Raw genomic sequence first — 18,676 nt, 5'->3', positions numbered from 1 at the left:
CACGGCTGATGTTTGGTAAAATAGAGATAGAGATTTTTAAAGGAGACGGATATCAGATGACTAATACTAATGGAAAATTACTACTAATTGATGGAAATAGCATTGCCTATCGTGCATTTTTTGCACTTTATCAATCGGTAGATCGATTTACGAACCAAGCAGGTCTGCATACAAATGCATTATATGGCTTCAATAATATGTTGAATGTTATATTAGAAACTGAAAAACCAACACATGTATTAGTTGCGTTTGATGCAGGGAAAACAACTTTTAGAACTAAAAAATATGATAATTATAAAGCGGGTAGATCAAAAACACCTCCAGAATTAAAAGAGCAAATGCCTTATTTTAGAGAATTATTGGCAGGATATGGGATTAAAACTTACGAATTAGCTGATTTTGAAGCGGATGATATTATTGGCACAATGGCTAAAAAGGGTGAAAAAGCTGGGTATGATGTGACTATTGTAACCGGAGACCGGGATCTTACTCAGTTAACAACTGATAAAGTGACTGTTTCTGTTACTAAAAAAGGAGTTAGCGAAATAGAAAAATTTACACCAGCACATGTGATGGATAAATTTGGATTAACACCGTTGCAGATCATCGATATGAAAGGATTAGTTGGTGATACCTCTGATAATTATCCTGGTGTTACTAAAGTCGGTGAAAAAACAGCGATTAAGTTATTGACAGAATATGGGTCAATGGAAAATCTTTACGAAAATATTGATCAATTAAAGAAAAGTAAAATGAAAGAACATTTAATTGAAGATAAAGATCAAGCCTTTATGAGTAAAGACTTGGCAAGAATTCGCCAAGATGCACCTATTACGGTTGATTTTCCAGAGACAAAATGGAATGGACAAGATTTAGACAAATTAGTTGCATTCTATGAAGAAATGGATTTTAAAAAGTTTTTGAGTCAACTGAATTTAAATCCAACGTCAGATAATGCTGAAATAGATTTATTTTCAGAGCCTAAAAAAACGGATTATACAGTTTTAACTCAGGATAATTTGACTGAAATCGCTCAATTAAAACAGCCAATATCATTTTATTTAGAGATGTTAGATGATAATTATCATACTGCAAATTTTGATGGATTTACGATTGGTGATGGCAATCAATTTTTTGTTACACGCGATGTTGAGCTATTAAAATCACAAATCTTAGTTGATATTCTTTCAAGTGATTCAGTGCAAAAGAATGTATTTAATTTCAAACGTAATTATGTTGCGTTAAATCGACTGGGGATTCAGCTTGATGGAACAGGATTTGATCTTTTATTAGCCTCATATTTGTTAGATACAAGTGATAATAGTGATGATCTTAGTAAGGTAGCTCAAAAACATGATTATTACGATGTTAAGACTGATGAGGAAGTCTATGGTAAGGGTGTTAAACGCGGAATTCCGGAAGATGATGCTGTCTTTTTCAATCATATGGCATCGAAAGCTGAGGCATTACACCTTTTAAAAGAGCCTTTGATGGCGGGATTAGTTAAACATGAACAATTAGATTTGTATACAAATATGGAATTACCATTGTCACTTGTATTAGCCAAGATGGAAATTCGCGGAATTACGGTAGATGCAGATCGATTAAATGTTATGCAAGGTGAGTTTTCAATTATTTTAAAAGATATGGAAACTAAAATTTATGCAGAAGCAGGTGAAGAATTTAATATTAATTCGCCTAAACAATTGGGTGTGATTTTATTTGAGAAATTAAAATTACCAGTTGTTAAGAAAACGAAAACGGGTTATTCAACTGCTGTTGATGTTTTAGAACAACTTAGTACTGTGGCTCCAATTGCCGATTTAATTTTAAAATATCGACAGATTGCTAAAATTCAATCGACTTATGTTGAAGGATTATTGAAAGTGAGACATGCAGATAAGAAAGTTCATACGAGATACCTGCAAACATTAACGGCAACTGGTCGTTTGTCATCTGTAGATCCTAATCTGCAAAATATTCCAGTTCGAGTTCCTGCAGGTAAAAAAATTAGACAAGCATTTGTTCCTGAACATGAAGGCTGGAAAATTTTCTCATCTGATTATTCTCAAATTGAATTACGCGTTTTGGCGCATATTGCGCATGATACAAATATGCAAGAAGCTTTTAAAGAAGGTATTGATATACATGCCAATACTGCAATGAGAATCTTTAATTTAAAGTCACCTGATGATGTGACATCGAATATGCGTCGTACGGCCAAGGCAGTTAACTTTGGAATTGTGTATGGCATTAGTGATTATGGGCTATCACAAAATATTGGGATTACTAGAAAACAAGCACAAACGTTTATTGATACGTATTTAAATGAATTTACAGGTGTTAAGAACTATATGGAAAATGTTGTACGTGAAGCTAAAGATAAAGGTTATGTCGAAACGTTATTTCATCGTCGTCGTTACTTACCAGAAATTAATAGTCGAAACTTTAATTTACGTTCATTTGCTGAAAGAACAGCAATGAATACGCCTATTCAAGGAAGTGCGGCTGATATTATTAAAGTTGCTATGATTAATATGGATAAAATGTTAGAAGAAGAACATTTGCAAGCCAAAATGTTATTGCAAGTGCATGATGAATTAATTTTTGAGGCACCAGAAGAAGAGATTGCTATTTTGCAAAAGAAAGTCCCTGAAGTTATGGATGCGGCTGTTTCTTTAGAAGTTCCTTTAAAGGTTGAAAGTGCATTTGGAGAGACATGGTTTGATACTAAATAAAATTATTTAGGGGTGATTAAATGCCAGAGTTACCAGAAGTTGAAACGGTTCGAAGAGGTCTGAGTCAATTAGTTATTGGTAAGACGATTAAATCAATTGATGTCTTATGGCCTAAGATTGTAAATGGGGATTTACTAGATTTTAAACGTGAATTAGAAGGTAGTAAAATTGAATCGATTGATCGATTAGGTAAATACTTACTTTTTCGTTTTAATAATCAAATGACAATGGTATCTCATTTGAGAATGGAAGGTAAATATTTTGTTCGGACTTCAGATGAACCCATTGAAAAACATTCTCATGTTATTTTTCATCTTACTGATGGACAAGATTTAAGATACAATGATGTTCGTAAATTTGGTCGGATGCAGTTAATTCCGACTGGTCAGGAACGAACATTACCAGGTCTTAAAAAATTGGGTCCTGAACCGACAGATGAAGAATTTAAGCTTGGTTATTTTAAAAAGTACTTGTCGCGTAAGCATATGGCGATTAAACCTGTGTTATTAAACCAAGAGGCAGTTGCTGGGTTGGGAAATATTTATGTTGATGAAGTATTGTGGATGAGTAAAATTAATCCGGAACAACCAGCAAATTCGATTTCTGATGGTAAATTAGCTAAATTACGTAAAAATATTATTCTTGAATTAGCGACTGCGGTTCAGGCAGGTGGAACGACAATTAGGTCGTATACGGGTGCGTTTGGTGAGACAGGTCTGTTTCAATTTGATTTAAATGTCTATGGTCAGACGGGTAAGCCTTGTCCTAGATGTGGCACACCTATTGTTAAAATAAAAGTGGCACAACGTGGGACGCATTATTGTCCGCATTGCCAACCGTTAAAGGAAGTTTAAAAATGACTTATATACTTGGGTTAACTGGCGGAATTGCAACAGGTAAATCGACGGTTAGTCACATTTTTAAAGAAGAAAATGTGCCAGTTATTGATGCAGACGTAATTGCAAGGCAAGTTGTTGAGCCAGGATCAAAAACGATAAAAAGGATAAGTCAGACATTTGGTGAAGAATACGTCACAATAGATGGAAGGCTAAATCGTAAAAAGTTAGGTAAGTTAGTTTTCAGTAATAAAAAGGCGTTAGAAAAATTAAATAATATTATGCATCTGATTATTAGAAAAGAAATTTTAGCACAAATCCAAATACAAAAGAAATCGGACAGTAAGTTAGTCGTCTTAGATATGCCCTTGCTGTTTGAACAAAATTATCAATTATTATGTGATGCAGTCATGGTTGTCTTCGTACCTGAAAATGTACAAATAAAGCGATTAATCAAGCGAGATAGTCTGACTTTTGATGAGGCGCAGTCTCGTATTAAGGCACAGTGGTCAATTCAGAAGAAAAAAGAGTTAGCTGATTTTGTAATAGATAATTCAGCAACGGTTGCCGTTACAAGGGGTCAAGTGCTAAACTGGCTTAGTACTCAAAATAATGTCTAACTAATAGGTAAATAAAAATGATGGGGTGTCACTATGAAATGTCCACATTGCCAACATAATGGCTCTCGAGTCGTTGACAGTCGACCAACAGATGAAGGTCGCGTTATCAGACGACGTCGTGAATGTGAAAATTGTGAATTTAGATTCACAACATTTGAGCGAGTTGAAGCCACGCCGTTACTTGTTATTAAGAAAAATGGCACGCGGGAAGAATTCAATCGTGAAAAAATTCTTAAGGGGATTATTAGGTCAGCAGAAAAGCGACCTGTTTCAATGAAAGATATTACACATCTTGTGGATCAAGTAGAAAATAGTGTTAGAGCATTAGGTGAAAATGAAATTTCAAGTCAATTGATTGGTGAATATGTCATGGGATTACTTGCTGATGTAGATGAAATTGCGTACATTAGATTTGCTAGTGTTTACCGTCAATTTAAAGATATGAGTGTTTTCTTGAAGGAATTGAACGAAATGATGGATCGGGATAAAGCACCCACGGATAAACAAGATTTGAAGGAATGATAATCAAATGATTAATACATGGGAAAATATGAGTCCGAAAGATGGCTACATTGTCTTAATGGATGAAAAGGTTACAAATGATGATATTGAACGACTAGACTACTTGTATCAACCTGTTATGGGCGTGATTGCGAGTGGTCTATTTTCACTATTAAAAGGTGAAGCAAGTCAGAATCCACAATTGTCTAACCGAAAAATGCACAGTGAGTTACTGGCATTATTGAATATTGATTTGCCAATGTTTTATGAGGCAAGAAGTGCCCTTGAAGCACTGGGCCTTCTAAAGAGCTTCGAAAAAGAAGATGCTTTGGGTAAAGTTGTTGTTTACCAATTGCGTCGGCCTTTACAGGCAGCAGATTTTTTCACGGATGATTTGCTCAGTATTTTACTTTGGGAATCAATTGGTGATAGTAGGTATCAAGCAATTACCGCCCGTTTTGCATTACCCGTTTTAAAATTAGATGGTTTTAAAGAAACGTCAAAAAGCTTTTTAGATGTTTTTCAAGTTAACCAGGCACATTTATCAGATAAACCTGATATTATTGCTGAAAGTAAAAAGGCTTTTTCAACGAATAAAAAAGCACCACAGAAATTGGTTGAAACAAGTGCTATTGAATCATTTGATTTTAAATTTTTTATTGAACTGTTGGAAAAAAGTTTTGTGTCATTGGATAAAATTAATGAACAACGCGATTTAATTATTTCAGAACATCTTTTATATGGGATTGATGAGATTGAAATGGCCCAGTTTATTGGCGATTCAGCTGACCTATCAACAAATGAAGTCGATTATAATGTATTTAAACAGCATATTGCACATAAATATAATCAACAGATTAAATTGAAAAAGCAAGCTGAATCAAAAAATGAGGACAGTAAAAAAATTAAGACAAAGTCCGTTGAGACACTAAAAAAAGCGGGCTTTTCTAAAGAAGATTCACAATTAATTCTCGCTAGTGAAGCTTATAATCCTTTCGATTTCTTGAAATCGTTAAAGGAGAGTAAGGGTGGCTATGTGACTGATAGTGAATCCTATTTGCTGCAACAACTTGTTCAACGACAAATATTTTCGAATGCAGTTATTAATATTTTGAGTCACTATATTTTAATTGATCGAGATTTAGCGACATTGAATAAATCTTTTGTTGATACAATGGCCAATGATTGGTCACAACAAAAAGTGAAGACGCCTGAAGATGCCATTAATCAGGTTCGTCAATTCAATACTAAAAAAACAGAAACTAAAGTATCTAATCAGCGCCAAAGAAAAATAATTAAAAAAGAGACTCTACCTGACTGGGCTAAAGATGATTATCAAGCACCAGAAGTAGATGTCAAAATTGATAAAGCCGAACTACAAAGACAGCTAGCAGAATTTAATAAAACGGCTCCCAAAGGAGGATAATAATGGAAGATTTAGGAACAGAACTTAAAAAATTTCTTGCAAAGGATAATCTGAGCGACAGATATCCTAATGTGAATTATCGTGATCTGATGAGTAAGGTCTATGAAGATTCTGATGTCATTGGATTTTTAGAAGCAAATAAAGCTGAATTAACCGAAGAAAACATTCAACGTGCTGATGCAAAGCTATATGAATTTTTATCTGAAAAGAATAAAGTTATTCTTGGTAAAGGGATGATAGCACCTGGATATAAGCCTCAATTAGTCATGAATAATCATATGATTAATGTTTCCTATGTTCCAACGGATTCTTTTATTGAAGCACAAAAGAGTAGAGCAGTATCCAAGCGGGTTAAATCAATGAGCATGTCTAAGGATATCAAAAATGCGACTATGAACAGTTTTGATATGGATGAACGTGGGGATGCACTTAGTAAAAGCTTGAAGTTTATTACAGAATTTGTTGCGGATCCTAAGTCTTATCATCAAGCAATGTATTTTTATGGCAGTTTTGGCGTTGGTAAAACTTACCTATTAGGTGCAATGGCTAATGAGTTAGCAAATCGCGGATACCAAACAACATTAATGCATTTTCCTAGTTTTGCAGTTGAAATTAAGAATGCCATTAGCGATAATCGAGTTTATGATATGTTGAATGCTGTTAAAAAATCTGAAATTTTAATGATTGATGATATTGGTGCTGACGCAATGTCTAGTTGGGTTCGTGATGATATTTTAGGGGTTATTTTACAATATCGTATGCAAGAAGAGTTACCAACATTTTTTAGTTCTAATTTTTCGATGAAACAATTGGAAGAGGAACATCTACGAATTAGCCAAAGAGGCGAAGATGAGCCTCTTAAAGCTAAGCGAATTATGGAACGAATCCATTTTTTAGCAAAAGAAGTTAAAATTGTTGGTAAAAATCGTCGCCCTAAATAAGATTAATGGTTGCTAAAATGTGATAAAAATGGTTAAATAGTTATTAAATTGATACGGAAGATTACATTCTTTTTTAATGTCTACAGGGAGAGAGAGCATAGCTGGAAGCTTTCTTGGCAGAGAATAAGTGATGACCACTTCCATAATGTTGCCTAACTTTTGTTAGGTCGGATTGAATCCGTTAAAATCTATGGAGAAAGTTTTGCTTTGGTAAAACTTTGAATTTGGGTGGAACCACGTTAATCGACGTCCCTAATACACAAGCTTATTGTGTATTAGGGACTTTTTTTGTATCAAAAAATTAAAAATGATGGAGGAAGTTAACATGTCAAAAATAAATATTACATTTCCAGATGGTGTCATCAAAGAATTTGATGCGGGCATTACAACAGAAGATGTTGCCAAATCAATTAGTCCTAGTTTAGCTAAAAAATCGATTGCCGGTAAATTTAACGGTGTCTTGGTTGATTATCTTCGTCCATTAGAAGCTGATGGGGCCATTGAAATCGTGACTAAAGAATCTGCAGATGGCTTAGTTGTTTTATGGCATACGGCTGCTCAAATTTTGGCCAATGCTTTGCAACAATTATACCCAGGTATGAAATTTGGTATGAGTTCTGATATTGAAAATGGGTTCTATTTCGATACAGATAATGGTGAAGCACAAGTTAGTGTTGATGATTTGAAAAAAATTCAAGACAAGATGAAAGCCATTGTTAAAGAAAATTTAAAAATTGAACGTCAATTAATTTCAAAGGCTGAAGCGCTTGAATTAGTTGCGGGGGATCCATACCGTGCTGAATTAGTTAAAGAAGCTACTGATGAAAATGGGCAAGTTGAAGTTTACAAACAAGGTGAATTTGTTAATTTGAGTGATGGTGTTCAATTACGTTCAACTGCTGATGTTAAAATTTTCCAATTATTATCAGTTGCTGGTGCATATTGGCAAGGTAAATCAAGTAACCCAATGTTACAACGTGTTTACGGAACAGCGTTCTTTAAACAAAAAGACTTGGATGCTGAATTAGTTCGTCGTCAAGAAGCGCGTGAACGTGATCACCGTGTAATTGGTAACGATTTAGACTTATTCTTTGTTGATCCTAAAGTTGGTGCTGGATTACCTTACTGGTTGCCAAATGGTGCGACAATTCGTCGTACAATTGAACGTTATATTGTGGATAAAGAAGTTGCAAATGGTTATGATCATGTTTACACACCAATCTTGGCTAATTTAGATTTATACAAGACTTCTGGTCATTGGGATCATTATCGTGAAGATATGTTCCCACCAATGGATATGGGTGATGGTGAAGAATTGGAATTACGTCCAATGAATTGTCCTTCACATATTCAAGTTTACAAACATCATATCCGTTCATACCGTGATCTTCCTATCAGAATTGCTGAATTAGGGATGATGCATCGTTATGAAAAATCAGGTGCACTTTCTGGTCTACAACGTGTTCGTGAAATGACACTAAATGATGGTCATACATTCGTTGCTCCTGATCAAATTCAAGAAGAATTCAAAAGTGTTCTTCGTTTAATGATGGAAGTATATGCTGATTTCGGTATCGCTGATTATACATTCCGTTTAAGTTACCGTGATCCAGCTAACACAGCAAAATATTTTGATGATAACGAAATGTGGACTAAATCACAAAATATGTTAAAAGGTGCTATGGATGACTTAGGCTTGGATTATTACGAAGCCGAAGGTGAAGCAGCCTTTTATGGTCCTAAATTAGATGTTCAAACAAAAACAGCATTAGGAAATGATGAAACTTTATCAACAATCCAATTAGATTTCATGATGCCTGAAAAATTTGAATTGTCATATATTGGTGATGATGGTGAAGAACATCGTCCAGTTATGATTCATCGTGGACTTGTGTCAACAATGGAACGTTTCACAGCTTACTTAACAGAAATGTATAAAGGTGCCTTTCCAACATGGTTAGCTCCTAAACAAGTGACAATCATTCCAGTTAAAAATGACCTTCATGCTGATTATGCACATGATTTACGTGCTAACTTAGTTGCGCGTGGTGTTCGCGTTACAGTTGATGAACGTAATGAAAAAATGGGTTACAAGATGCGTCAAGCCCAAGTGAATAAAGTGCCTTATATTCTTGTGGTTGGTGATAATGAAGTGGCTGAAAATACAGTTTCTGTTCGTCGTCATGGTGAAGATGATTCTAATGTCTTTACAAAAGAAGACTTTATTAACAATATTACAAAAGAAATTGCTAACTATAGTCGTAAAGTATAAAAAATAATTCAATCGTCTTGACAAAAGGGGAATGAGTTGGTATGATTTAAAAGTTAAGAAAAAGCAGAGGCTCCCGCTTCTCGCCTGAAGAGACAAAAGAGTCTCTGGGCAGAATAATATTGAAATTAAATTCCAATTAAAATGGATTTCAAGCGGGCTGCGATAATTTATTATTGTTGCCCGTTTTTCTGTGTTTTTTCTCAAAAAAATTTGGAGGTGCATTGCCATAGCAGTTGATAAAGTAGACAAAATGGTCAATGAAGGTATCCGTGCGTCGGAACTTCGTTTGATTGGTGATGATGGCGAACAACTTGGTGTTAAAACCAAACAAGAAGCATTAGATATGGCAGAAGTTGCCAATTTAGATGTTGTCGTAGTTGCTGCTAATTCAAAACCACCAGTTGCTAAGATCATGGATTACGGGAAATATCGTTTTGAATTACAAAAGAAACAAAGAGAAGCCCGTAAAAACCAAAAAATTGTTAATGTTAAAGAAGTTAGACTTAGTCCAACAATTGATATTAATGATTTCAACACAAAATTGAAAAATGCCTCAAAATTCCTTGCAAAAGGGGATAAGGTTAAAGTATCAATTAGATTTAAAGGCCGTGCAATTACGCATAAAGAAATCGGACGTGATGTCTTGAATCGCTTCGCTGACGCAGCTAAAGAAGTTGCATCAGTTGAATCAAGAGCGAAGATGGATGGACGTAGTATGTTCATGATGCTTGCACCTAAGGCTGAAAAGTAAAGCTATATTAGGAGGATATTAGATTATGCCAAAACAAAAGACTCATCGTGCATCAGCAAAACGTTTTAAACGTACAGGGAATGGTGGCTTGAAACGCTCTAAAGCTTATACAAGTCATCGTATGCATGGTAAAACTAAGAAACAACGTCGTCAATTAAGCAAATCAACTACAGTGTCAGCATCAGATAACAAGCGTATCAAACAAATGCTTTCACAAATGAAATAATAAATATAAATTAGACAATTGATGCCGTTTTTAAATGGCTCAATAAGGAGGAATTTTCATGCCACGAGTTAAAGGTGGAACTGTTACACGTCAACGTCGTAAAAGAATGCTTAAATTAGCAAAAGGTTACCGCGGATCAAAACATATCCAATTTAAGGTAGCTAAACAACAAGTAATGAAATCTTACCAATATTCATTCCGTGATCGTCATCAAACAAAACGTAACTTCCGTCGTCTATGGATTGCACGTATTAACGCTGCAGCACGTATGAACGGTTTAAGTTACAGTAAGATGATGCATGGCTTGAAATTAGCAGAAATTGAAGTTAACCGTAAAATGTTAGCTGAATTAGCTGTTAAAGATTCAGCAGCATTTGCTGCTGTTGCAGAAGAAGCTAAAAAAGCATTAAGCAAATAATAAATTTAAGAGGGTACTTGACCAAGCGTCAAGTGCTCTTTTTTTAATAAAATTTCTGTAAAGGAGTTAAGCATGTCATTTTCGGAAAAAGTTCAACAAGCTTCGAATAATTGGTGGGAACTCAGTTTTGAACATCCATTTATCAAACAATTGACTACTGGATTATTACCAATAGAAGCTTTTAGGTATTATTTAATTCAAGATCATTATTACTTAATGCACTTTAGCAGGATCCATCAATTAGTTGGTGAACAGACGAATAATGTGGAAATTAAGCAATTAATGTTTGCTTCTGCTGAAGGTTTAGCACAAAGTGAGTTGGCGATTAGAAAAGAATTTTTCGAAGAATTAAATATAACAGATGAAGAAATCAGTCAAACTGAAATTGCCCCAACTGCTTACCATTACGTTTCTCATATGTATCGACAATTAGTGGAATTTAATCCAGAAACAGCTTTTGCTGGACTCCTACCGTGTGCTTGGCTCTATTTAGAAATTGGCTATAAATTAATCGATAAAGGTTCTCCTAACCCTATGTATCAACGATGGATTGAAACATATGCAACTGAGGAACTTAAAAAATCTGTTGTTGATCAACGGCATATATTAGATAGAGTTGCGAATGAATCAGATGGAGAAACAGTTGCAGCAATGGAAAATGCATTTAAAATAAGTAGTATAGAAGAATATAATTTTTGGGGAATGGCACTTGAGCATCAAACATGGGATAATTTTATTTTTAAAAATAAGTAAAATTTTCTTAATTTAAGAGGATATCTTTTTTTAAATGAAATTAAATTTGATTGTTTTCATGTAAAACATGCAATTTAGTTGAAAGTACATTATACTTAGATTATTATTCTAAAATTGAGGTAGCTAAAATGCTTGAGAGATATAAACCAACCTGGATGATTGAATCTATTTATGATTTAACACCAGAAGATTTACAAAATCATGGAATTAAAGTGGTTATGACTGATTTAGACAACACGTTAATTGCATGGGATAATCCAAATGGAACACCTGAATTGAAGAACTGGTTGGAACTTATTGCGGCAGCTTCAATTCCTGTGGTTGTTGTGTCTAATAATAGCCATGAACGTGTTGAAAAGGCGTTGGAACACATTGGATTACCTTTTGTTTCGAGAGCCTTAAAACCGTTCACAAAGGGCATTAACCAAGTTAAGAATGAATTTAAGATGAGTAATCAAGAATTAGTTTTAATAGGTGATCAATTAATGACGGATATTGCTGCGGCAAATAATGCGGGCATTAAAAGTATCTTGGTTAAACCACTTGTTAAATCAGATGCTTGGAACACAAAACCTAATCGTTTCGTTGAAAAAAGAATTAAGAATCATTTAATTAAAAAACATGACTTTAAAACTAAATGGGGGAATTCATTGGATGACTGACATAATTGAAGTACCAGAAGTTGACGAAGATCTTTTTTGTATTGGCTGTGGCTCAAAAATTCAAAGTGAAAATGTAGACGAGTTAGGTTATACACCTAAGTCTGCGGTAAAAAAAGGCCTTGAAACAAATGAATTATATTGTCAAAGATGCTTTAGATTAAGACATTACAACGAAATTGCTGACGTTAAGTTAACTGATGATGATTTCTTGAAATTATTAAACCAAATTGGTAATGCTGATGCATTAATTGTTAATGTTATTGATATTTTCGATTTCAATGGTAGTTTAATCCCTGGATTACACCGATTTGTTGGTGATAATCCCGTTTTAATGGTTGGGAATAAAGCTGATTTATTACCTAAATCACTAAGACGTACGAAGTTAAAGGATTGGATGAGACAACAAGCTAACGCACAAGGGTTACGACCAATTGATGTTGCATTGACAAGTGCAACGAAGAATTTTGCGATTGATGAATTGTTGGAATTAATCGAAAAATATCGTGAAGGTCGTGATGTGTACGTTGTTGGGGTAACTAATGTTGGTAAATCAACATTAATTAATCAAATTATCAAACAAAGAACAGGTGTCCAAGACTTGATTACAACGTCAAGATTCCCAGGAACAACGCTTGATAAGATTGAAATTCCATTGGATGATGATCGCGCCTTGATTGACACACCAGGAATTATTCATCAGGATCAGATGGCTCATTATTTATCAGGTAAGGCACTCAAATTAGTTTCTCCTCAAAAAGAAATTAAACAACGTGTTTACCAATTAAATGAAGACCAAACATTATTCTTCGGGGCTGTTGCTAGATTTGATTACATTTCTGGTGGGACTCCTGGGGTTGTTGTTTATCTTGATAATGATTTAATGATTCATCGCACAAAAACTGAGACAGCAAGTGAATTTTATGAAAAACATGCGGGTGGTTTATTAAATCCACCAACAGATGATGAAATGACTGATTTCCCAGAATTAGTTCGTTTTGAATTTAAAGCGACACAAAAAAGTGATTTAGTATTCGCCGGTCTTGGATGGGTTACCATCAACGAGGGTGCTAAAGTCGCTGGCTGGGCACCAAAAGGTGTTTCAGTTCTTTTACGTAAAGCAATGATATAAGAGGAGTTAATTACAATATGACATTAAGAGGCAAACAAAAAAGATATTTACGCAGTCAGGCACATCATTTACGTCCACTTTTCCAAGTTGGAAAAGAAGGCGTTTCGACTAATTGGTTGAATCAAATTCGTGAAGCAATCGAAAAACGTGAATTAATTAAAATTAACATGTTACAAAATGCAACAGTTGATGCAAATGAAGTTCGCATTTTTATTGAATCTAATAGTTCAATTCAAGTTGTTCAAGTGATTGGTCATACTTTGGTCGTTTACCAAGCTGCAACAGATGTTGAAAATCGTGATATTTCTGATAAAGTTAATTTACTCGCTTAATTTAAAATTATGAGGAGGTTTTTGACTTGACTATTCAAGTACAAAAATTAAAAGAAATTAATTTAGTCACAGAATTTAAAACAGAACCCATTCCTGATAATGGTAAAAAACGTGTGGGCATTCTTGGAGGTACGTTTAATCCACCTCACATGGGGCATTTAATAATTGCTGATCAAGTTTGTCAGCAATTAGGGTTAGACGAAGTTCGGTTTATGCCGGATGCAACGCCACCACATGTGGATAAAAAAGAAGCGATTGATGAGACGTATCGGCTTAATATGGTTAATCAGAGTATCGCTGATAATGCCAAGTTTAAGCTAGAAGATGCTGAAATCAAACGTGGCGGAATTAGTTATACGTATGACACCATTGTTGCTTTAAAGGCAGCTCATCCAGAAAATGATTATTATTTTATTATCGGTGGTGATATGGTTGATTACTTACCTAAGTGGTCTCGTATTGATGAGTTGGTAAAATTAGTTCATTTCGTTGGTGTTAAACGAACGGGATTTGAACAAAAAAGTCGGTACCCGATTCTCTGGGTTGACGTGCCTACAATTGATATTAGTTCAACTCAAATTCGAAATAAGGTTAAACAAGGGTGTTCAATTAATTATTTAGTACCTAAGTTAGTTTCTGATTACATTGAGAAAGAGGGTTTGTATCGTGAGTAATTTAATTTATTCTAAAAATCTTTTCAATGGAACTAGGGAAGAACTAGTGCAAATATTGAAAGATACCTTGAGCGAAAAAAGATTTCAACATGTATTAAATGTTGAAAAAGCGGCAATTGGACTTGCTCAGCACAATCATGGTGATATCGAAAAAGCTAGTATTGCGGGATTAATCCATGACTATGCTAAGGAACGGTCAGACGAAACATTCATCACAACAATTAAGCAAAAACACTTGGATCCTGATTTATTAAATTGGGGGAATGCTATCTGGCATGGTATTGTTGGTGCAGAATTAATTCATGATGAATTAGGTATTTCAGATTCTGAAATCTTGACGTCGATTGTGAAGCATACAACAGGGGCTGTCGAGATGACTTTATTGGATAAAATTGTCTATGTGGCTGATTTTATTGAAGAAACTCGAACTTTTCCTGGTGCTATTGAAGCGAGAAAAATTGCCGCTGTCAACTTAGATAAGGCAGTTGGTTTTGAAACAAAACATACCTTAAGTTATTTAATTGATACCAATAAAAAAGTGTATCCTAAAACAATTTTGACCTTTAATAAATGGGTCGCAGAATAGAGGAGTAATAATGAATAGTATAGAAAAATTAGAAATTGCAGTTAAGGCTGCTGATGGTAAACGTGGCGAAAATACAGTCGCTATTGATGTTCATGAAATTAGCTTATTAGCAGATTATTTCATGGTGACACAAGCTGATTCAGCTCGTCAGGTCAAAGCTATTGTTAAAGAAATTCAAGATCAAGAAGAACTTGCAGGCGTTGAAGTGCGCCGTATTGAAGGCCGTAACTCAACTAGCTGGGTCTTATTAGATTTTGGTGATTTAATTGTGCATGTCTTCAAAACTGAATCACGTGAATTTTATGATTTAGAAAAATTCTGGTCTGAAGGCGCATCTGTAGATTTATCAGCATGGATTGAAGAATAATGATTTATACCACTTTTTCAAAATTATATGATCAATTAATGGATCCTGATCTATATGATTCTTGGCAAACCTTTGTCGAAGCACAAGTTCCTGATAAAAAAACTGAGATACTTGAATTGGCTTGTGGTGCAGGTCAATTGGCTATTGCATTAACGCAATCTGGGTATTCAGTTATTGGTTTGGATTTATCTGAAGAAATGTTATCAATTGCTGATCAACATGCGCAAGATGCGAACGTGTCTTTACCATTGTTACAGGGCGATATGATGGACTTGGAAGATTTAGAATTACCTCAATTTGATGCGGTTACTTGTTTTGCTGACTCATTTTGTTATTTACCAGATTCTGAATCTGTAGGTAATGTTTTTAAATCAATTCATGGATTATTACAAGAAAATGGGCGGTTTATTTTTGATGTGATATCGACTTATCAAACGGACGATGTTTATCCTGGATATATGTATAACTATCAAGATGATAATCAAGCTTTCTTATGGTCAACTTTTAAAGATGACCAACCACACAGTGTGGTTCATGAATTAACATTTTTTACTAAAAATGAGAGTAATGACCAATTTGAAAGATTAACTGAAGATCATCATGAACGAACATACTCAGTTGAAACATATACTGACTTATTAAAAAATGCTGGGTTTAAGACTATTAAAATATCTGCTGACTTTGGGACTAGTGAAGTTGATGAAAAAACGACAAGATTATTTTTTGTCTGCGATAAATAGGAGTGAGGCACTTGGACACGACTGGGATTATTGTTGAGTATAATCCATTTCATAATGGACATTTATATCAAATTAATCAGATAAAAGCGCAATATCCTGATACGACGATTGTTGCCATTATGAGCGGTCAATTCTTACAGCGGGGTGTTCCAGCAGCAATTGATAAAGAGAGCCGTACAAGGGAAGCATTACGGTCTGGTGTCGATTTAATAATTGAGTTACCCGTTGCATTTTCTGTTCAACCAGCTGATTTGTTTGCTAAAGGGGCAATTAAGTTGTTGGCAGGGATGCAGGTAACGCGGCTTGTCTTTGGTGCTGAACATCCTAAACTGGATTTTAAGTTTATTGCGACTGAAATTAAAACATTGGATAATGGATTTGATCAATTTAATGAAACTTATGCGACGCAATACCAACGAGCTGTTTTTGAAAAAACAGGTATCACTATTAATCAGCCAAATGACTTATTAGGTTTGGCCTATGCTGAGGCTTGTTTAGCAGAAAAAGCAGCTATCCAGTTGTGTCCGATTCAACGAGTTAAGGCTGATTACCATGAAGTTAATTTTGATGCAACTCAAGAGATTACAAGTGCTACTGCAATTAGGCTAGCTATTAAAAAGAACATATCGATTGCCAAAGTTGTCCCAGAGCAAACGAATCTTGATTCAGAAAATGAAAAGTGGGTTGATTGGTCAGATTTTTGGCCTTATCTTAAATATCAGTTGAGGTTGTCAACGCCAGAACAATTAGCGATGATTTATGGCATGTCTGAGGGTATTGAGTACCGATTGCTACAGCAATATGAACAACTGCCTGATGACGCTAATTTCGATGATTGGGTCCAAGCAGTGAAATCAAAACGAGTGACTTATACAAAAATTTCAAGACTTGCAACTTATATTTTGTTGCAAATAAAGCAAAATGAAATTGACAAACAATACAAGCAGCCTTATTATCATGTCTTAGGGTTCTCAAAAAAAGGTCAATTTTTGCTTAATTATCTAAAAAAAGAGGTACCATATCCCTTACTAACTAAAATTGGTAAGAAGGAAAAAGAAGGCCTTTATCATTTGGATTATCGAGCAGGCATTATTTATGGATTAGTTAGTCATAAAAAATCCGATCTTTTTAGAAAGCCCGTACAAATTAAATAACATCCTGTCAAGGGAATACCATTGACAATGTTTTTAATCACAGGTATAATCATAAGCGTTGCATTAGGAGGCATATTTGCATGAAATGGTCCTTAGTTGAGTTAAAAAAACAAAGTGATGAACCACTTCAAGTTGACGAAATGTTAAACCTTTCAGAAGGCTTAATGTCGCGCAACAAAACGATTACGTCGGTTTCAGAAGTCCACGTTACGGGCATTCTATCAGCAGACCATCAAGATGTTATTGGACATTTTAATGTTAGTTTAACAGTTGAAATGCCATCAACGCGTTCATTAGAGAGTGTCGATGTTCCATTGAATTTTTCAGTAGATGAATTTTATGTGGGTTATCGCGATAAAGCACTTGAACGATTTGATAAAAATGATGTCGTAATTGTTTTGGAAGAAGATATGCTCAATTTGAATTCTGTGATAGAGGATAATGTTTTATTACAGATTCCGATGCAGATACTGACTGACGATGAGAGAAAAGCAGAAGAATTACCAACTGGAGACGATTGGGAAGTTCTTACTGAAGATAAACTCGTACAGGTTAGAAAAGAAAAAGTTGATCCTCGATTTGCCTCGTTACAAAATTTCTTTGATAACGATGGTTCTGAAGAGGAATAAACATAACAATACTTTTATTAAAAGTTTTGGATAATTTTAAAGGAGGTGTTTGATAATGGCAGTACCAGCACGTAAAACATCAAAAACACGTAAGAGAATGCGTCGTACGCATTACAAGTTGACAGTCCCAGGTATGAGCGCTTGCCCTAACTGTGGCGAATTAAGAAAATCACATTATGTATGTCCTAGCTGTGGTTTTTATGACGGAAAAGAAGTCGTAAAAGTAAACAACTAAAGCTACATTAAGTAAAAAGCCTTAACAACCATGGTGTTAAGGCTTTTTCTGTACATAAAAAAAGATAAAATCCATTTGGATTTTATCTTTTTTCGTTAATTGTTAAACTCATAATTTCAAAATCTGTCTCTGGGTCAAAAAATTGGAAAGGGAGTTTAGCTTGGCTTTCAATGTAAGTCACATTTTTAGCTGGTGTTTTAACTGCCTTAAAAGTTGATGAACTAATAGATTTAATTAGTTCAATTAAATCTATTAGTAATAGTTCAGGCTTGTTACTAAGATTAGACCAACCAGAAAATTCAGAACGATAATTTTTAAAGATTGCTTTTCTAATGGGACTAATGAATGCATTACTACTGTCATCTTCGTAAGGGATAGATTGAGATGCAATAGTGTGTTGGCTAGTTGTACTGTAGATTTGAATACGGCTGTCCTTTAAATCTAAAAAATCGGCCGTCAATAATTTCCCGTTAACCTGAACAATTAAGTCAAAAGTAGGGATGTTATTAGAAAATTCTGCTTTTGCGCGACTGTATAAAAAAGTATCAATAGCATAGTATAATTCTTGAACTTCAACTAATTTCATATTTGAATGACCTCCTGAAATCAGTATAACAAAAAAAGGCAAAATAGATAGGAATTTTTGGTGTCTGGTGTATAATTGATGTTGAAAGTTAAAATGGGTT

General features: G+C 34.6%; 22 protein-coding genes and 1 other annotated feature. Of the genes, 21 read left to right on the top strand and 1 reads right to left on the bottom strand.

Annotation, left to right across the window (positions count from 1 at the left end; genetic code table 11):
- Positions 1 to 56: 56 nt before the first annotated feature.
- The 21 genes from polA to rpmF all read left to right on the top strand — a co-directional run bounded on the left by polA (position 57) and on the right by rpmF (position 17,990).
- Positions 57 to 2,738, top strand: a complete 2,682-nt coding sequence (gene polA / locus ACVQ8P_RS04105; RefSeq protein WP_462297687.1) for a DNA polymerase I — start codon at positions 57 to 59, stop codon at positions 2,736 to 2,738.
- Positions 2,739 to 2,758: 20 nt separating this feature from the next.
- A complete protein-coding gene (mutM, locus tag ACVQ8P_RS04100; protein ID WP_462297685.1) occupies positions 2,759 to 3,592 on the top strand; it encodes a DNA-formamidopyrimidine glycosylase in 834 nt (277 codons plus the stop codon).
- Between the two features lie 2 nt (positions 3,593 to 3,594).
- The gene (coaE, locus tag ACVQ8P_RS04095) at positions 3,595 to 4,194 is read left to right on the top strand and encodes a dephospho-CoA kinase (RefSeq protein ID WP_462297684.1); all 600 of its coding nucleotides are present in this window, start codon (positions 3,595 to 3,597) and stop codon (positions 4,192 to 4,194) included.
- Between the two features lie 33 nt (positions 4,195 to 4,227).
- Positions 4,228 to 4,716: a transcriptional regulator NrdR gene (gene nrdR, locus ACVQ8P_RS04090; RefSeq protein WP_462297683.1), complete on the top strand. Its 489-nt coding sequence runs from the start codon at positions 4,228 to 4,230 to the stop codon at positions 4,714 to 4,716.
- 7 nt (positions 4,717 to 4,723) lie between these two features.
- Positions 4,724 to 6,121 carry a replication initiation and membrane attachment family protein gene (locus ACVQ8P_RS04085; RefSeq protein WP_462297682.1) on the top strand — a complete coding sequence of 466 codons (1,398 nt, stop codon included), beginning with the start codon at positions 4,724 to 4,726 and terminating at the stop codon, positions 6,119 to 6,121.
- Between the two features lie 2 nt (positions 6,122 to 6,123).
- Positions 6,124 to 7,062, top strand: a complete 939-nt coding sequence (gene dnaI / locus ACVQ8P_RS04080) for a primosomal protein DnaI (RefSeq protein WP_462297681.1) — start codon at positions 6,124 to 6,126, stop codon at positions 7,060 to 7,062.
- A gap of 325 nt (positions 7,063 to 7,387) precedes the next feature.
- Positions 7,388 to 9,334: a threonine--tRNA ligase gene (gene thrS, locus ACVQ8P_RS04075; protein ID WP_462297680.1), complete on the top strand. Its 1,947-nt coding sequence runs from the start codon at positions 7,388 to 7,390 to the stop codon at positions 9,332 to 9,334.
- A gap of 55 nt (positions 9,335 to 9,389) precedes the next feature.
- Positions 9,390 to 9,528, top strand: a sequence feature (ribosomal protein L20 leader region).
- Positions 9,529 to 9,584: 56 nt separating this feature from the next.
- Positions 9,585 to 10,085 carry a translation initiation factor IF-3 gene (gene infC, locus ACVQ8P_RS04070; RefSeq protein WP_462297678.1) on the top strand — a complete coding sequence of 167 codons (501 nt, stop codon included), beginning with the start codon at positions 9,585 to 9,587 and terminating at the stop codon, positions 10,083 to 10,085.
- 25 nt (positions 10,086 to 10,110) lie between these two features.
- On the top strand, positions 10,111 to 10,311 hold the full coding sequence (gene rpmI, locus ACVQ8P_RS04065) for a 50S ribosomal protein L35 (RefSeq protein WP_057973380.1): 201 nt from the start codon (positions 10,111 to 10,113) through the stop codon (positions 10,309 to 10,311).
- Between the two features lie 58 nt (positions 10,312 to 10,369).
- The gene (rplT, locus tag ACVQ8P_RS04060; protein ID WP_409022688.1) at positions 10,370 to 10,729 is read left to right on the top strand and encodes a 50S ribosomal protein L20; all 360 of its coding nucleotides are present in this window, start codon (positions 10,370 to 10,372) and stop codon (positions 10,727 to 10,729) included.
- Between the two features lie 72 nt (positions 10,730 to 10,801).
- Complete coding sequence (gene tenA, locus ACVQ8P_RS04055; protein ID WP_462297676.1) at positions 10,802 to 11,482, top strand: thiaminase II; 681 nt, start codon at positions 10,802 to 10,804, stop codon at positions 11,480 to 11,482.
- A 128-nt stretch (positions 11,483 to 11,610) separates the two neighbouring features.
- The gene (locus ACVQ8P_RS04050) at positions 11,611 to 12,144 is read left to right on the top strand and encodes a YqeG family HAD IIIA-type phosphatase (RefSeq protein WP_462297674.1); all 534 of its coding nucleotides are present in this window, start codon (positions 11,611 to 11,613) and stop codon (positions 12,142 to 12,144) included.
- A complete protein-coding gene (gene yqeH / locus ACVQ8P_RS04045; protein ID WP_462297673.1) occupies positions 12,137 to 13,273 on the top strand; it encodes a ribosome biogenesis GTPase YqeH in 1,137 nt (378 codons plus the stop codon). The genes ACVQ8P_RS04050 and yqeH overlap by 8 nt, the downstream gene beginning before the upstream one ends.
- A gap of 17 nt (positions 13,274 to 13,290) precedes the next feature.
- Positions 13,291 to 13,605: a ribosome assembly RNA-binding protein YhbY gene (gene yhbY, locus ACVQ8P_RS04040; RefSeq protein ID WP_462297672.1), complete on the top strand. Its 315-nt coding sequence runs from the start codon at positions 13,291 to 13,293 to the stop codon at positions 13,603 to 13,605.
- A 26-nt stretch (positions 13,606 to 13,631) separates the two neighbouring features.
- A complete protein-coding gene (locus ACVQ8P_RS04035; protein ID WP_462297670.1) occupies positions 13,632 to 14,279 on the top strand; it encodes a nicotinate-nucleotide adenylyltransferase in 648 nt (215 codons plus the stop codon).
- On the top strand, positions 14,272 to 14,865 hold the full coding sequence (yqeK, locus tag ACVQ8P_RS04030; protein ID WP_462297668.1) for a bis(5'-nucleosyl)-tetraphosphatase (symmetrical) YqeK: 594 nt from the start codon (positions 14,272 to 14,274) through the stop codon (positions 14,863 to 14,865). Before ACVQ8P_RS04035 ends, yqeK begins: the two co-directional genes overlap by 8 nt.
- 10 nt (positions 14,866 to 14,875) lie before the next feature.
- Complete coding sequence (gene rsfS / locus ACVQ8P_RS04025; RefSeq protein ID WP_462297666.1) at positions 14,876 to 15,232, top strand: ribosome silencing factor; 357 nt, start codon at positions 14,876 to 14,878, stop codon at positions 15,230 to 15,232.
- Positions 15,232 to 15,972: a class I SAM-dependent methyltransferase gene (locus ACVQ8P_RS04020; protein WP_462297665.1), complete on the top strand. Its 741-nt coding sequence runs from the start codon at positions 15,232 to 15,234 to the stop codon at positions 15,970 to 15,972. The genes rsfS and ACVQ8P_RS04020 overlap by 1 nt, the downstream gene beginning before the upstream one ends.
- A gap of 11 nt (positions 15,973 to 15,983) precedes the next feature.
- Positions 15,984 to 17,126 carry a nucleotidyltransferase gene (locus ACVQ8P_RS04015; protein WP_462297663.1) on the top strand — a complete coding sequence of 381 codons (1,143 nt, stop codon included), beginning with the start codon at positions 15,984 to 15,986 and terminating at the stop codon, positions 17,124 to 17,126.
- Positions 17,127 to 17,206: 80 nt separating this feature from the next.
- Positions 17,207 to 17,755: a YceD family protein gene (locus ACVQ8P_RS04010; protein ID WP_462297662.1), complete on the top strand. Its 549-nt coding sequence runs from the start codon at positions 17,207 to 17,209 to the stop codon at positions 17,753 to 17,755.
- Between the two features lie 55 nt (positions 17,756 to 17,810).
- A complete protein-coding gene (gene rpmF / locus ACVQ8P_RS04005; RefSeq protein ID WP_057973392.1) occupies positions 17,811 to 17,990 on the top strand; it encodes a 50S ribosomal protein L32 in 180 nt (59 codons plus the stop codon).
- An 82-nt stretch (positions 17,991 to 18,072) separates the two neighbouring features.
- Here rpmF and ACVQ8P_RS04000 read toward each other — a convergent pair whose 3' ends face one another.
- Entirely contained in the window at positions 18,073 to 18,576 is a 504-nt protein-coding gene (locus tag ACVQ8P_RS04000) for a hypothetical protein (RefSeq protein WP_462297660.1), read from the bottom strand.
- Positions 18,577 to 18,676 lie beyond the last annotated feature (100 nt).

This window comes from Dellaglioa sp. BT-FLS60, assembly GCF_054941065.1.
This window is presented reverse-complemented; position numbering and strand designations above follow the sequence as displayed.